The following is a 13,589-nucleotide window of genomic DNA, read 5'->3' on the forward strand; positions in this document are numbered from 1 at the left end:
AACCTAGAAGCACACCCGAAATTCAAGTACATTGCCTAACTTAGCAAGCTTGTCCGAATCCATACAGAAAGCTTGAGCCGCTTCTCAATACAAAGGTATTATGCGGAGATGTATACTAATAGCCTGTTTTAACAAAGACAGACGTATGAACGTATCGGGACAGTTATGGTCAAACATATAGCGGTTCTCACTCGGATACAGCGGTTCCCGGATAGATGAGGTACAGATTCAAATCTAAAATTCTTGTTTGGCAAGGGTTCTAGGCTTTGTGCTGCACCTCATGAAATCAAGAAACGCTGTAAGGTATACGTTATTTATCTGAGTCTATGAGTCTCAAGAATTTCCTTGTTTAGGATGTATCTCATGCGTTGAGGAACATACATAAGTGCTAATCAAACATGCCAAGGCTTTGAAGATCAACATTTCACACAAGCAACTATAACTATTAATGGGCGAGCTGAAATTGAATCAAAAGACTTTCGTCGATTTGTTCGCAGGTGCCGGAGGACTTTCGTGCGGACTCACAATGGCTGGATTTACTCCATTACTAGCAAATGAAATCAACCCTTACTATGCCAGAACCTACAAAAATAATCACCCAGATACAGAAGTTTTAATAGATGACATACGATCAGTTTGCAACAAAAACTTAAAAAGACTTCTCGACTTAAGCTCTGGTGAACTCGACTTGCTTGCTGGTGGTCCGCCCTGTCAAGGTTTTTCCATAAATGCTCCGATCAGAAGCTTAGATGACGAGAGAAATCACTTGTTTAAAAATTATCTAAAGGTCGCAGAATCTCTTGAGCCAAAAGCTATTCTGATTGAAAATGTGCCTGGGATTATATCTCTTGGAAAGGGAACTGTTGTCGAAAAAATTTACAGCGAATTGAACCGAATGGGTTACAGCGTAAGCCATCGAATTCTATTCGCTGGGCATTATGGTATCCCTCAAATGAGATTTAGGACTACATTTATTGCAATAAAAAAAAGGATTAAGAAAAAGATTGATTTTCCCGAGCCCGAGTACAATGCTACAGCAGTTGCCAACTTCACTGGCGCCAAAGAACTTTGTATCAATATTTCTCCACTATTAGCCCAAAAGCTAAAACCTTATACTGATGTGTGTGATGCAATATCAGACTTGCCGGAGATTGAGTCGGGAAACAAAAACGGTACGTTTGAGTATTCAACACCGCCTAAAAGTGATTATCAAAGAGTTTTGCGTGCAGGTTCCCAAAAAATTGAAAATCATATCTGTGCAAAGCTTGGAAAAATTAATTTGGAGCGACTTAAATATATCCCACAAGGTGGCAGCTGGAGAGATATTCCATTTGAGTTGTTACCAGCAGGACTCCAGCGTGCTCGTCGAAGTGATCATACTAAGCGCTATGGAAGGCTCAAACCCAATGGATTATGCTCAACTATCTTGACTAAATGTGATCCGCATTGGGGAAGCTTTTTTCATCCGACACAAGATAGAGTTTTGTCCGTAAGAGAAGCAGCCAGAATACAGTCTTTCCCAGACAAGTATATTTTTTACGGAAATATAACGCAACAGTACGAGCAAGTTGGCAATGCAGTACCACCTTTATTAGCGAAAGCGCTTGGAGAAACTGTACTAAAGATGATTGAGGGTAATGATGAATAGAAAAAGAGATCTAGTAGAAATTTTCGGATATAGCCCAGATGATTTAACAAGAAGCGTTCGCGCACTTTGGAGTATGGGCAGGGTAAGCGCAAGAAAACTATCGATACATTGTGCTAGGTTGCGAGCCCTGCAGCAAGGACAGTGAGCATGTAGTCAGGACTCATTGAGGCTCGCTTTGCCTTCTGCTTAAGACTTCGTTTTTTTGAGGTTTCTTGGTTCAGCACACTGATGGCCAAGCGCCTCAGGAGCGCCATATTCTCGCCACCGTGGCCCCGCCTGATGCGAGACTTATCCTCGCCCCAGGTGACATCGAGCACCCAATGGAGTTGATTTTCGATACCCCAATGGGTGCGAATCGCCCGGCCAGCCATGGCGGCATCACAGGGCAATGACGTGAGATAAACCATCGTCTCTCGGGTGATCTTGTTCCAGAGATGTCGGACTCGCTTCACGAAGACGATGGTTTTGAGGCCCACCCATTGCTCGATTTGGTGTAGGTCTCCCATGGCGGCGATGGGTACAGCCCACACCTGCCGATGCTCCCGCCGATGATGGCCCGACTCCACCCGAGCGTCATAACTGTGCTCTAGAGCGGTAAAGTTACCGGCTTCAGCCTGCTCAAACCAGGCCGTGACCTCGGCCCACAGGGTGGGGTGATTGGCCTTGAGACAGAGGACATAGTCGGCCCCGTGCCCAACGATCTCACGAGCAATTTCCTTCTGGGTGCCCATGGCATCGAGGGTGATGATGCAGCCGCTGATATCGAGAAGTTTCAGCAACGCAGGAATGGCGGTGATCTCGTTGCTCTTGGAGGCAACTTTGACTTGCCCTAACAACAGCCGATGCTCGCTGGCCCAGGCGCTGACGACGTGGAGCGCAGACTGCTTGGCGTTGCGGTCATAGGAGCCTTTAATCGTCTTGCCATCGATGGGAATCACTTGGGCTCCACTGCTCTCAACGATCTGCTTCACCCAGCCCAGAAAGCAACGCTCTAGGGCTTCAGGGGCCATCCGCTCGAACAAACGACGATAGGTGTCGGCATGGGGCACGCCGTTCGGTATCGAGAACAGGGTACTCAGCCACGCCTCGTGACTCTCGGCATAGGTTTCGATGTCCTCCCACCCCGTCGCGCCGCCGATGACGGCCAGAATCGCGATCATCACAATGCTCAAGAACGGGTGCTCTACCCCTTGACTGCCACGCGGGTCTTCTAGTTCAGCAAAGTGTGATTCCCACTGCTGCTGAATGGAGTTAGCATCGGTAGCCGCGCTCAAGGGTGGCTTGGTCTGACCGGCTTTAGCCGTCTCTTCATTGGGAGCAAAGCCTTGGCTCATGGGGACTCGCTAAGGGTCGCAGTGATAGCATGCCCCTAGCATGTCACAGACCTATTTTTCTTGCGCTTACCCTGGGAGTATGGGCGGTTGTCCGTTTACTAATAAAGCCTGTATTAAAATTAATCATGATCAAAGTATCACTTATGGAACATGTAGTGTAACATCGCCTTATGGAGACACTATCATTTGTCCAAATAGATTGTATGGCAACAACTACGAAATTCTAGCTAGGGTCGGCAGGGATGCTTTTGGGTATGGAATACCCTTTCTGATGTATAACCAATTTATTGAGGCGAGAGCCATACATCAAGAGTGCATAGTCGCTCTTGGAAAAAATTCCGGGAGAGAGATACAAGTTGGTCGATCGTTATCTATGGATTGGGTTTTAGCTTATATTTTTGAAGCTACATTAATTGAGTATGTAGGCATTGAAGTCCAAAGCATAGATATTACAGGGAATTATCGAGACGCATGGCATGCCTATAAAAACTTCACCCCAAGTTCGAATAAAGATTTGTTGCCATCTTCTCAGCACGGACTAAACTGGGCAAATGTTCACAAGCGGTTAATACCTCAGATAATAAGAAAGAGTTTGGTTTACTCACGATCAAGATTAGTTAATAAAGGTCTTTATTTCATTCTTCCTGAGATTGTCTATCGAAAGTTTGAAGATATTCTTGGAAGTGATATACCCTTAACAGATGCGATAAGTCACGACACAATAACTGTTTACACTTATAAGCTTGGTGAGCTTGTACCGCATGGATGCCAAAGAGATTTAATTCAAGTTCGGATGTTAAGGTTTAATCTAGAAGAATTCTCAGGTCGTTTTGTATCTGGACCAAATCTTCCAAGTGGTGATGATTTAGATCAGGCTATAAAAAGAGTTCTAGGAGTGGATTAAAGACATGCGGAATGTTTAGACAACTCAGTAGCTCGTAGTTGGGTTGACAAAGGAAACTCAACCACTTCTTAACTATCTAACTCACACACCTAAGAGATCGCCAGCTAACCCTTACGCGCATTGAATGGACTGAAACCCTAGTGTTCTAAAATATTTTTGTGCAATGAAATAAAGCTTTTCATGCAAAACTGATTAGTTGAGCATCTGGCTTATTTGCGTTTGAGCTATCCTAGAAGCGGAACCACGCAAGCAGCACCATGATGACACCCGAACTTGATCATCAACCAGCAATTATCCGTACAGAGCGAGGGCTGGCAATTGCAGGCACCCGCATCACCTTTTACGACGTGATGGATCACATTCTAGCGGAATATCCGGCTAAGCTCATCCAAGGATTATTTGAGCTGACCGAAGATCAAATCAACTCTGCTCTAGCCTATATCGAAGCTAACCGTACCGACGTGGAGGCTGAATACCAGCAGGTCATTCAGGAAACTGAAGAACTCCGACAGTATTACGAAGAGCTGAACCGGGAGCGCGTTGCTCAAATTGCTTCACAACCGCCAAAGCCAGGAACCGAAGCGGCTTGGGAAAAACTGCGGGCTGCTAAAGCCAAACGCCAGACAGCAGCATGATTTGTCTAATCGACCACAATCTTAGAGGTCATGCTTTAGTCTTCTTCGGTGCCATTGCTAGTCAAGGTTGGCTTGATATCGTACCCATTCAGTTCGTCACAAATTATTAGAAAAGCCTTTATCTAGGGCTTAGCTCACTAGGGCGTATTTTTAATGCCTATAAGGGAACGATAATATCGTCCGTTTTATTGTTGTGCTGCCCTAATAGCGCCTTTATGAAAGCCATTTTGCTTCTAGCCAGCCTATCCGCACTCACATTAGGCTGTCAGCCCACCCTTTCCGTAACCCTTCCAGAGGCAGCAAACACAGCAACCTCCAGCACCGCCGTTCCAAAGCCGCAAACAGCAGCTATCGTCATCGAACCAGCCGCTAAGCCTGAAGACTCCGCGATCGCGCCAACAGCCGACGCATCCTCAACATTGGTCGCAGCAGAAACCTCAGCAGCCCAAACTCAGGCGGCAACCCTCACCGCAGCGCATCAAACACCCACCTATTCTGGTCAGATTGGGCATTACGACATGGGCAAAGGGTTCTCAGACTTTCTGTTTGATCATGACGGGCAGGTCGTTTACCTAGATGTTTTCTTCCCCGACGAGCCGGAAGAAAGCCCCTATGCCGTCAGCTACGGTGATGACTGGTTTAGCCTTTGGACCGATTGCGAGGGGCAAACCGCCCCCGGAGCGCCCAGTGCTGCCTACTGTTTGGGTGTATTTATTAATGTGGAGCCCGCTGGCCAACCGGGGGTGATCTGGGGCTACAACCAGGGAGCCCACTACTTGAAAGGATACTGGCTAGTGACGGCCCACCCAGGTATGCACCAGGGACAGTTGAGCCTGACCCTGAGCGGTGCTCCGGCCCAATAGGCGTACTAAATAAACGCTATGTTACGCACCATCAAAGTGAGTATAGTCGGGCTTGCGGTTGCGGGTGGTTTGGGGTTTCTGGGTTTTCAAAATTGGAAAAAAGGAAGCCCGTTCCAAGAGCCCATTTGGAGCCCAAATGGAGAGTATTACCTGCAAAGATACGACAATTGGACTATCGACAGGCTGCTGCCGGCTTTTCCGGGCGGCGGTGGATCAGACCGGATTAATGGATATGTGCGGCTGTTCAAAAAAGACGGCACTCTACTGCAAGAATCCTTTATTCGCTTTAACCGAGAAATTCAGTGGACATGGCTTAACGATGAAGTTCACATTTCACCACCAGGATTTGGCAGCGAGCCTGATCCAATTGATTGGAAAGTCCCGACAAGTACAACTGAATAAGCTAAAGAAAAGTGGTCAACCTGCGATCGCCCATAGCGCACCAAAAACCCAATATCTGCACTTGCAAAGAGCTAACCAAAAGAGGGCACAGCCAAACCGCGCCCTCTGAATTAATCTTTCGCTTAACCGCTAGTATTAGTAGCCGCCTGCGTAGACGGGCGAACCAGTAGCGCCATAGATGCCCCACTCGCGGATGCCGTTGCTTTGCAGCACCGATGCAGCCGCCTGAATTTCTTGTTCGCTGCCTTCTACCAGCATCAGATAATCATCGTTGTTGTACACGCGATCGTTGTAGTAGTTGGCCCGCTCTTCGGGTACGCCCCAGCCAATCAGTGCGCCGAGCAGACCACCGCTAGCAGCACCAATACCGCCGCCCAGCAGCGTGCTGGCCAGTAAAAAGCCCACCTCTGCCGCAGGCCCCACACCGGGGATTGCCAGTACACCAAGACTGCCAATTAAACCAATGGCACCCCCGGTTGCTGCACCGACCGCGACACCAGCGGTGGCACCGCCCTTAGCCTGTTCAGACTTAGGCTTGTTGGGGTCGTAATTGGCGTTGTCAGAGGTTAAATCCTTTAACCCTTCTCCAGATTTGGCCACAATTGAAATGCGGTCCATATGAAAGCCCGTATCGCGCAGGCGGTGCATGGCGCGCTCGGCCTCTTGCCGGGTCGAAAATAGCCCAACGGCGCGGTTGTGCTGAGTGGATTGATTATCAGTCGTTCTCATAAATGTTTCCTCCAGTGAGGATTTCAACAGGCAGAGCAGGTAACTCAAGCCGCTGCTTACATGGCTTGAAGCTACTGCCCGCCCAACTGTCTTGATCGTGGCAAATTATGCCTTCAATTGCCTCGCCCCTTAGCAGGAAATACAGGTCCTCCAAAGGCTAGAACTCCGCTCCGCCGACAGTTAGGAAAGCACTTTCTCCAGGCCAGACCGAGCGTGGACAATACAGAAGAATTGACCAGCTGCCGCTAAACTCAGTGGGGTTCCCCGATCGCTGGCTCAGGCGCGATGGCAACGCAAACTATGAAGCCCTACCAAACCATTCCAATTTGCGACTGTGGCGAGCCGCTGGTGCCAATTCCGGGCGATCGCTTTGCTCTGCTGCATCCCCACCCCTACCAGACCTTGGGGGCACCCTACGGCAATCAGTCGCCCTACTACCTGCGCTCAGGGGTTTTAGCCGCCCTACTTCAGGCCCAAGAGTTCCTTCTCCAGCAGCGCCCCGGCTGGGGCATCCAAATTTTTGACGCCTTTCGCCCCCTGGCCGTGCAGCGGTATATGGTAGAGCACACCTTTTTGGAGCAGGTGCAGGCTCGGGGCTGGTTGGTTGAGGCGCTAACGGCGGCCCAGCGGGAGGAGGTGATGGCCGAGGTGGTGCAGTTTTGGGCGGTGCCCAGCGACGACCCGGCTACGCCGCCGCCCCACAGCACCGGGGCAGCTCTGGATGTCACGCTAATAACGGCAGCAGGGGCGGTGGTGGATATGGGGTCCCCCATTGATGAAGTGTCGCCGCGATCGCACCCCAACCACTTTGCCGCCAGCAACCTGCCCGACCAGCAGCAGTTCCACGCCCACCGCAGTCTGCTAAACCAGGTCATGGAATCGGCAGGGTTTCGCCGCCACCCCAACGAGTGGTGGCATTTTTCGCTGGGGGACCAGCTATGGGCCTGGCAGCGACGGCAGGAAACGGGTAGCCCAGACTTTTTGGCCCACTATGGGCGAGCCTCGGTAGACTTGTGGGTACAGTGAGACCACCGGGCATGCGACCCCCCAGGAGGCAACGGCGATGGAATTGAAGACATGGATAGGCCCGTCTGCGGTTTGCGGGCAGAGGCGGGTGGCGAGCCGAGTCTCCCACGCGCTGCAAATGGCCTTGGGAATTATCCTGGCGGCGGCGGCCTCCGCCCAGGCTCAGTCCACGGCTACCCTGCAATCGTCGCTGCAACTGGCGGTGTGCCTAAACGATTGGGATAGCGCGATCGCCCGCACCGAACAGCTCGAAGCCGTGCCCGGTCTGCCGATCAAAACCCAGGCTCAGCTGGTGCTATTTCGCCGCCAAATGCAGCTTTTTCGCCAAAACCAAACTGCGGTGAGCAATATTTCCGGCTGTGAACCCGTGCTGGCAGGGTTTGGCCTGCCCGGCTACACCGGGCGACCGCTGCAGCTAGAGCGGGCGGCCTTCTCCAGCGGCAGCCTGGATAGCTCTGTCTTCCCTCCCGACCAGGCAACTCGTCAGATCGAAGCCCTCTGGCAGGCGGGCCTCGGGGTGAGCGCCGATACCACCCTCGATCCGCTCGCCGAGGCCCAGCGCATCAACACCCGCAGCGGCAGCGGCGTATCCACCGGGGCCGTCAGCCGCCGCGTCGATGTGTATGCGTTTTTGGGGGCAGAAGGCGACACTCCCAACCTGGCGCTGGATGTGATTCAGCAGCGGCGAGGGCTGCTGTACACCGACGACAGCTCCCTGCTTTTTTTGTTTGATGCCCAGGGGCGACTGCTGGGAGAAGCGCGCCCTACCCCAGCCAGCCAGCCTCGCATAGAATCTGTAACCCTGCCAGCTACGGGAGTTTATTATGCGGCGGTGACCACACCCCAGCATCGGCCCGTGTTGAATGAAGATGGACTGATCACTGACTGGCAGGGCATTGGCACCAGCGCCGTTACCTATACCCTAACCCTGCGCGGGCTGACGCCGTCACCGGAGCTTGGCCTCGGGAGCCGGTAATGCCCCAAGACAGCGAGAATACCCCCCCATCCCCATCTCCCCATCTCCCCCGCTACGGCCGACGGCAGATGCCAAAAACCGAGGTAAACCCGTGCAGAAAGGTCGTCTGCCCCACCGGGCCAATCTCGCCGCCGCAGAAAAAGCCTCCCAGGGGCAGCCCCGGCAGGTACTGGGCAAAGAGGCTGGAGTCGAAATTGGCCTGTGCGTATAGCCCTTCGCCGCGTCCTGCACAGGCAAACATCAGCGCCCCCGATGGAGCGGTTGGGGCAGGGGTCTGGTGCTGGTAGCGCTTCAGCAGATTTTCTAAATCGATCGCTGAGGTGTGGGCATCGCGCAGGTGAAACTGCACCCGCTGGCCGGGGCGGAGCCGATCGCCCACGGCGATCGCGCCCATTTTTGGGTCCACCCCCAGCAGCGTGCGAATCAAGAAATCGCCCTGGTCCAGGGTGAGCTTAAAGCTGTCCTGGGCCACGCCAATAAACAGCGAACTTTGGGCCAGCTTGCGATCGTCTTCGGGCAGCGTTTCAAAGAGTTCTTGCAGCAGCTCCAGGGGCGGGTGAACCGCGCTGTCGCCGTCGGCGGTGCCCAGGGTCAGCAAAATATTGCGCTCGGCCTTGTCGACCCGGTAGACCGGGCCAATCGGGCGGCATCCCTGGGCCACAATCGTATCCAGCACCAGCGGCCCCGAAAGGGCGACGCCGACGACCCCTTCGGTATACAGGGCGCGATCGCAAAACAGCCCGCTTTGGCGGTTAAACCCGTCTATGCTGGCCAGCCCGCCGATTTTCACCCCGCTGGGGTAGGCAAAATCTAGTCCCTGAAGCAGGTCGCCAATGCTAGACGAAAACGGATCAGCCATCAGAATAAACTGGGGATTTTGCTCCGGGTCCACCTCAATCAGTTCAGACCAGGCATCCGGCGGGCTGTCGAGATCGGGCAGATCGTCGCTCGACAGGTGAAAACTCTGCACCGAAACGCCCGGCAGCCTCGCCACCGTCAGGCTCAGGGCCGGGGTATCCTCTAGCTCCTGGGGCTGTCCATCGGCAGCGGTGCCAACAATGCCGCCGCCGCTGCACCCCACCAGAACGGGGACAGGCATGAGGTCTTGCAGCAGCGGCAGCAACCGCGCAAACTCACTGGTAAACGATGACGAAATAAACACCAATCCCAGGTCAGGGGCCGTTGTTAAACGCCCCTTGAGCTGCTCTACCACCTCTTTCACTGCGCCCTCCAAAGACGGGCAGGTGGATAGAGCGTTGGCCCACTCCATGGGCAAGTGCTCAAGGGGCAGATGGTGTGGCTGAGGAATGTCGGTCATCGGGTACGCCCCCTCCTCTAGTGGTTCCAGTCTAGATCGGAATGCTCATTACCTCAGCAGCCATCGCCCAAGTAGACCGGCCCCGCCAAACAATGTTCAGCAGGCACCCCCACTCCAATCGGGGATGTGTAAAATGGCAATAGGTACTTCTACTGGGCTGATCCCGGCGAGACCATCGGTGGGCAATGCCAGGGCGGCGTTTTTTCTGTCAAGGGAGTAATCTGCCCCGCTGGGGTAGAGCTTCCATCGCCAGCCCGTCTGAAACAGTGAAGTATACTAGGCCTGAGGTCGGGATATTGCCCCACAATTCGTGGATTTGTCCCCCTTTCGCAACCAGGCGGCAGTCCCCCATGGTAGTTGTTTACATACGGTAAAGGAAGCAAATGAGCGACAACATTAAAGAGCGCATCGAAAAAGAAATTGAAGGTGCCCGGGCCGCCTGCGACGTCTCTGGTGGCAGCTCCCAGGAGTGCGCTGCCGCTTGGGATGCGGTCGAAGAGCTTCAGGCTGAAGCCTCTCACCAGCGCGTGAAAGGGACGGGCAAAACCTCCCTAGAAGCCTACTGCGACAGCAACCCTGAGGCTGACGAGTGCCGAGTGTACGACAACTAGGTCAGGTCAGTTTCTCGACGATAGCTTAAGACATTGTGAAGAAACGTCCTGGCCGCCGGGACGTTTCTAGCATTTTTAGGCTTAGAAATTTTGGGCCTGAGAAATCTAGTTATTCTTTACTTTCTTTACGCGAGCTATGGCCCTAACGGTCTACGGTATCCCCACCTGTGGCACCTGTAAAAAGGCAATGCAGTGGCTCGACAGCCGTGCTATTGCCTACGAATTTATTGACACCAAAGCCTTTCCCCCGGCTGAGGCCATGGTTGCCGCCTGGGTCAAAATCCTGGGCAGCAAGGCCATGCGCAATACCTCCGGGCAGTCCTATCGCGCCCTGGGCGATGAAAAGCAAACCTGGGGTGACTCCGAATGGGTCAGCGCTTTTAGTCGAGATGCCATGCTGCTAAAGCGCCCTCTGTTTGTCAGAGATGGTCAGGCTGTGCTGGTGGGGTTTCGGGCGCCAGAGGCAACCTTACTGGAAATTCTTGGAGAGTAGATGAGTGGTGGATATAAGGCGAAAAAAAAGTTCCGATTCTAATAGAGAACCGGAACCTAATTGATAGAGATTAGGGATCTTGAGCGGTGGAATTAAAGCCCTTAGTCAATGGCACGCTTGGTCTTGTCTTTGGCGTCTTCAACGGTGTTGCGCACATCGGCCTCGGCCTGCTTAGCCTTGCCTTTGATCTGGGCTTCGTGGTTGCCAGTTAGCTTGCCACCAGCCTCTTGCAATTTGCCTTCGACATCTTTGGCAGCTGCCTTAGCACGATCTTCAATAGACATGGTCATTCATCTCCTGAGATCCTGAGAATGAGCTTATCTCCACAGTTTAGATCTGGGGCCGGGCAGCTTCCTCTATAGAGAGGTAGAAGGGGTCTCTACCAAAATGTAGGCATTGGAGTATCCTGAAGCATCATGGGCAGCTTGGCTAGAAACGGAACGTGAATTCAGGGCTGGAACTATGGAGTATTGGGAATTTCTGCTGCAAAAGGAGGGCGACCAAAGCTGGTTGCCTCTAGATGCGTCCCAGGTAGAAATTTTAGAGGGCCGCTACCGAGTGATGGCCCACACCAGTCAAACCAATACTCCTGTGCGCATTCAGATCAGCCAGGTGCTGCTCAATGAGCAGAGAGATGGCCAGCGAGTTGGTCCGAAGCGGCGCACCCTGCGCCGCCGGGGCCAGACTAACAACAACGGACTGATGGTCGTCATGCCGTTTACCCGGTTGAGAGAGGGTACCTGGGATATTCAATGCGCCAGCGACGGGAATACCGATCGGGCCAGCGTGCCAGAGTCCACTCCCCAGCCCTGGGGCTATGCGGTGCAGCTGCGGGTGGTGGCCCAGGATTCAGCTGATGACGGCGACTGGTTTGCCGACGATGGCCGCGAGGGCACGGGGGCGATCGCCGCTTCTCCCCTCCAATCAGAGAGCTGGGATACCAGGTCGATACCGCCCGTGGCGGCCATCGATCTGCCGGTGGCCGCAGCGGCCATGGACGCCTTTCAGGCTCAGCTGGCGGCGGGTCTGGCGACCGATTTAGCCCCGGAGTCCTCCCCCTACGAGCTGGCCCTGTCCCATACCGCGCTGCTGGGCAGTGAAGGCGAGCGTCTGACCTTCTCCGCCATGGTCCGCGCTGGGGAAGAAGCCCAGACGCCTCTTACTCTGGTGGTGCGGCTGTCCGATCCCCAAACGGCTGCTACCGTGGCCCTGGTGTCGGTGCCGGTGGCTACGCTGACCGGTTCTATCCCTCTGGCTGTAGTCATACCTCCGGGGCTTGCAACCCGCCTGCTGCTGGGGGAAGTGGGGCTGCTGGCTGAGGCTGAGGTCGTGGCTGTGCAGCGGTTTACGGTAACGGTAGATGTGGCCTCACTGTTCGATGCGATCGCCAACCAGGCCGAAGCCGACAACAATCTAGACGTCGTTTTTCCCAGCGATACGGCAGAAGCTGCCCCTGCGGCGCCACCGCCAGACCTAGATCTCAAGACCTGGGATCTTGCCGGTCGCGCCGCACCGCCGCGAGAGATGCCCATTTTGACCCTGCCTCGCAGCAGCCCTGCCCTGCCGCCTAAGATTTACTATCCATCTCCCCATGAGGCGGCGGCCCACCAGCCTACCCTGCCCCCCGTGGGGCGACCCAATTCCTCATCCTCAGCCACTTTCTCTCCTCAGCCAGAGCCAGAGCCAACCGGGAAGAAACCCCCTGCTGCGCCTGGCCCTAGCGCGGGGGCAGGACTGAGCCTGCCGCCCATTTCGTCTCCCGCCCCGCCCCCCGACCCGATCGCCGCGCTCAGGGGGCAACCCCCTACTCCAAGCAGCAGGCCAAACGCTAGAGAGCCACAGCTCATTTCCCACGAAGCCATGGGCTTTAAAGACTTAAAGCTGCAAGACCGCTTTTGGGCCAGGCTGAATGAGCTAGCGGTCAATCTTCGGCAGGAGGCCCTGGAAAATCGAGCCGATGAGCTGGCCGAGGCCGATCAGGCCGTCTTAGACGACCCTGCCGAGGCGCCGCCTGAGTGGGTTCCCTTTGCCGGGGAGGTGGTTATCTATGAGGATGAAGACCCAACCCTTAAAGCCACCACGCCCCTGCCAGAGATGCCTGATCCTGGTGCCGAGGTCGCTGCCGAGGCAATTACTCCGCCTATGCCCAGCCTGATGCTGCCCGAGGGTGACCTGATTGCTGGGGAACCCGTTTTGATCACGCTGCGGGTGCCGTTTCATCCCAATCGGCTGTACATCAAGGTCTGGATTACCGATCCCCAAACGCGCAGTCTGGCCGACGAACCTCGCCAGGTTATGAATTTGCTGCCCAATGGGCAGGGCCAGATGGAAGGCACCCTACAGCTGACGGTGCCCCTGGGCTGTTTAGAGGCCTGGTTTGAGGCCATATCTGTGGATATGCTGACTCAGCAAGAGAGCTATAAGGCATCGGTGAGCCGCGCGATTACCCCTGCCGGGTTGCCCTCGCCAGGGTTAGATGAGTTTCAGCTCTAGGGCGCTAGGGCGCGTCATCAATTCTGGCTAAAATCCTGATTCCACCAGCCTTATCACGCCCGACTCCAAAAACAGGCTAGGGGCTGTAACCGTTAATTGTTGGCCCATCAGCAACTAATTGATGACAGCCCCTAGCAAACTGCGGCAGAGTTTAGGA

General features: G+C 54.1%; 14 protein-coding genes and 1 pseudogene. 11 read left to right on the forward strand and 4 right to left on the reverse strand.

Annotation, left to right across the window (positions count from 1 at the left end; all coding sequences use genetic code 11):
• Positions 1-448 precede the first annotated feature (448 nt).
• Complete coding sequence (locus tag LEPTO7104_RS37965) at positions 449-1,648, forward strand: DNA cytosine methyltransferase (protein WP_071527192.1); 1,200 nt, start codon at positions 449-451, stop codon at positions 1,646-1,648.
• A 113-nt stretch (positions 1,649-1,761) separates the two neighbouring features.
• On the opposite strand, the gene LEPTO7104_RS0106175 is transcribed toward LEPTO7104_RS37965, so the two are convergent.
• Positions 1,762-2,982 carry an ISAs1 family transposase gene (locus LEPTO7104_RS0106175; protein ID WP_017297687.1) on the reverse strand — a complete coding sequence of 407 codons (1,221 nt, stop codon included), beginning with the start codon at positions 2,980-2,982 and terminating at the stop codon, positions 1,762-1,764.
• Positions 2,983-3,022: 40 nt separating this feature from the next.
• Between LEPTO7104_RS0106175 and LEPTO7104_RS37970 the strand changes: the two genes are divergently transcribed.
• From LEPTO7104_RS37970 to LEPTO7104_RS0106195, 5 genes and pseudogenes are all read left to right on the forward strand, one after another.
• A complete protein-coding gene (locus LEPTO7104_RS37970) occupies positions 3,023-3,886 on the forward strand; it encodes a NotI family restriction endonuclease (protein WP_071527193.1) in 864 nt (287 codons plus the stop codon).
• 257 nt (positions 3,887-4,143) lie between these two features.
• A complete protein-coding gene (locus LEPTO7104_RS0106180; RefSeq protein WP_017297688.1) occupies positions 4,144-4,521 on the forward strand; it encodes a DUF433 domain-containing protein in 378 nt (125 codons plus the stop codon).
• Positions 4,518-4,622 (forward strand): annotated as a pseudogene (locus LEPTO7104_RS43510) (ACP S-malonyltransferase); the annotation flags it as partial. The gene LEPTO7104_RS0106180 and the pseudogene LEPTO7104_RS43510, both read left to right, overlap by 4 nt.
• Before the next feature lie 318 nt (positions 4,623-4,940).
• A complete protein-coding gene (locus LEPTO7104_RS32940; protein WP_040695301.1) occupies positions 4,941-5,384 on the forward strand; it encodes a hypothetical protein in 444 nt (147 codons plus the stop codon).
• Between the two features lie 18 nt (positions 5,385-5,402).
• Positions 5,403-5,786: a hypothetical protein gene (locus LEPTO7104_RS0106195; RefSeq protein ID WP_155523539.1), complete on the forward strand. Its 384-nt coding sequence runs from the start codon at positions 5,403-5,405 to the stop codon at positions 5,784-5,786.
• Positions 5,787-5,921: 135 nt separating this feature from the next.
• Here the strand turns inward: LEPTO7104_RS0106195 and LEPTO7104_RS0106200 are convergent, their stop codons facing one another.
• Positions 5,922-6,515 carry a general stress protein gene (locus LEPTO7104_RS0106200; RefSeq protein WP_017297692.1) on the reverse strand — a complete coding sequence of 198 codons (594 nt, stop codon included), beginning with the start codon at positions 6,513-6,515 and terminating at the stop codon, positions 5,922-5,924.
• A 300-nt stretch (positions 6,516-6,815) separates the two neighbouring features.
• Here LEPTO7104_RS0106200 and LEPTO7104_RS0106210 point away from each other — a divergent pair, with 300 nt between their 5' ends.
• Together LEPTO7104_RS0106210 and LEPTO7104_RS0106215 are read left to right on the forward strand one after the other, a co-directional pair.
• Positions 6,816-7,541: a M15 family metallopeptidase gene (locus LEPTO7104_RS0106210; protein WP_017297694.1), complete on the forward strand. Its 726-nt coding sequence runs from the start codon at positions 6,816-6,818 to the stop codon at positions 7,539-7,541.
• Positions 7,542-7,578: 37 nt separating this feature from the next.
• The gene (locus tag LEPTO7104_RS0106215; RefSeq protein ID WP_083887012.1) at positions 7,579-8,517 is read left to right on the forward strand and encodes a pre-peptidase C-terminal domain-containing protein; all 939 of its coding nucleotides are present in this window, start codon (positions 7,579-7,581) and stop codon (positions 8,515-8,517) included.
• A gap of 52 nt (positions 8,518-8,569) precedes the next feature.
• On the opposite strand, the gene LEPTO7104_RS0106220 is transcribed toward LEPTO7104_RS0106215, so the two are convergent.
• A complete protein-coding gene (locus LEPTO7104_RS0106220) occupies positions 8,570-9,835 on the reverse strand; it encodes an FIST signal transduction protein (RefSeq protein ID WP_225886933.1) in 1,266 nt (421 codons plus the stop codon).
• Between the two features lie 383 nt (positions 9,836-10,218).
• Here LEPTO7104_RS0106220 and LEPTO7104_RS0106225 point away from each other — a divergent pair, with 383 nt between their 5' ends.
• Positions 10,219-10,446: a Calvin cycle protein CP12 gene (locus LEPTO7104_RS0106225; RefSeq protein WP_017297697.1), complete on the forward strand. Its 228-nt coding sequence runs from the start codon at positions 10,219-10,221 to the stop codon at positions 10,444-10,446.
• A gap of 136 nt (positions 10,447-10,582) precedes the next feature.
• Entirely contained in the window at positions 10,583-10,939 is a 357-nt protein-coding gene (locus tag LEPTO7104_RS0106230) for an arsenate reductase family protein (RefSeq protein WP_017297698.1), read from the forward strand.
• A gap of 101 nt (positions 10,940-11,040) precedes the next feature.
• On the opposite strand, the gene LEPTO7104_RS0106235 is transcribed toward LEPTO7104_RS0106230, so the two are convergent.
• Positions 11,041-11,223 carry a CsbD family protein gene (locus LEPTO7104_RS0106235; protein WP_026072421.1) on the reverse strand — a complete coding sequence of 61 codons (183 nt, stop codon included), beginning with the start codon at positions 11,221-11,223 and terminating at the stop codon, positions 11,041-11,043.
• A gap of 178 nt (positions 11,224-11,401) precedes the next feature.
• On the opposite strand from LEPTO7104_RS0106235, the gene LEPTO7104_RS0106240 reads away from it, so the two are divergent.
• On the forward strand, positions 11,402-13,432 hold the full coding sequence (locus tag LEPTO7104_RS0106240) for a hypothetical protein (protein ID WP_017297700.1): 2,031 nt from the start codon (positions 11,402-11,404) through the stop codon (positions 13,430-13,432).
• Positions 13,433-13,589: the final 157 nt, after the last annotated feature.

The sequence above is a fragment of the Nodosilinea nodulosa PCC 7104 genome (assembly GCF_000309385.1).
GTDB classification, from domain to species: Bacteria; Cyanobacteriota; Cyanobacteriia; order Phormidesmidales; family Phormidesmidaceae; genus Nodosilinea; species Nodosilinea nodulosa.

What these genes read in the sequence shown, in the direction of transcription:
- LEPTO7104_RS0106200 (WP_017297692.1), bottom strand. Translation starts at nt 6,515, where the DNA reads ATGAGAACGACTGATAATCAATCCACTCAGCACAACCGCGCCGTTGGG.
- LEPTO7104_RS0106235 (WP_026072421.1), bottom strand. Translation starts at nt 11,223, where the DNA reads ATGTCTATTGAAGATCGTGCTAAGGCAGCTGCCAAAGATGTCGAAGGC.
- LEPTO7104_RS37965 (WP_071527192.1), top strand. Translation starts at nt 449, where the DNA reads ATGGGCGAGCTGAAATTGAATCAAAAGACTTTCGTCGATTTGTTCGCA.
- LEPTO7104_RS0106195 (WP_155523539.1), top strand. Translation starts at nt 5,403, where the DNA reads ATGTTACGCACCATCAAAGTGAGTATAGTCGGGCTTGCGGTTGCGGGT.
- LEPTO7104_RS0106180 (WP_017297688.1), top strand. Translation starts at nt 4,144, where the DNA reads ATGATGACACCCGAACTTGATCATCAACCAGCAATTATCCGTACAGAG.
- LEPTO7104_RS0106230 (WP_017297698.1), top strand. Translation starts at nt 10,583, where the DNA reads ATGGCCCTAACGGTCTACGGTATCCCCACCTGTGGCACCTGTAAAAAG.
- LEPTO7104_RS0106215 (WP_083887012.1), top strand. Translation starts at nt 7,579, where the DNA reads ATGGAATTGAAGACATGGATAGGCCCGTCTGCGGTTTGCGGGCAGAGG.
- LEPTO7104_RS0106240 (WP_017297700.1), top strand. Translation starts at nt 11,402, where the DNA reads ATGGAGTATTGGGAATTTCTGCTGCAAAAGGAGGGCGACCAAAGCTGG.
- LEPTO7104_RS37970 (WP_071527193.1), top strand. Translation starts at nt 3,023, where the DNA reads ATGTCACAGACCTATTTTTCTTGCGCTTACCCTGGGAGTATGGGCGGT.
- LEPTO7104_RS0106210 (WP_017297694.1), top strand. Translation starts at nt 6,816, where the DNA reads ATGAAGCCCTACCAAACCATTCCAATTTGCGACTGTGGCGAGCCGCTG.
- LEPTO7104_RS0106225 (WP_017297697.1), top strand. Translation starts at nt 10,219, where the DNA reads ATGAGCGACAACATTAAAGAGCGCATCGAAAAAGAAATTGAAGGTGCC.
- LEPTO7104_RS0106220 (WP_225886933.1), bottom strand. Translation starts at nt 9,835, where the DNA reads ATGACCGACATTCCTCAGCCACACCATCTGCCCCTTGAGCACTTGCCC.
- LEPTO7104_RS0106175 (WP_017297687.1), bottom strand. Translation starts at nt 2,982, where the DNA reads ATGAGCCAAGGCTTTGCTCCCAATGAAGAGACGGCTAAAGCCGGTCAG.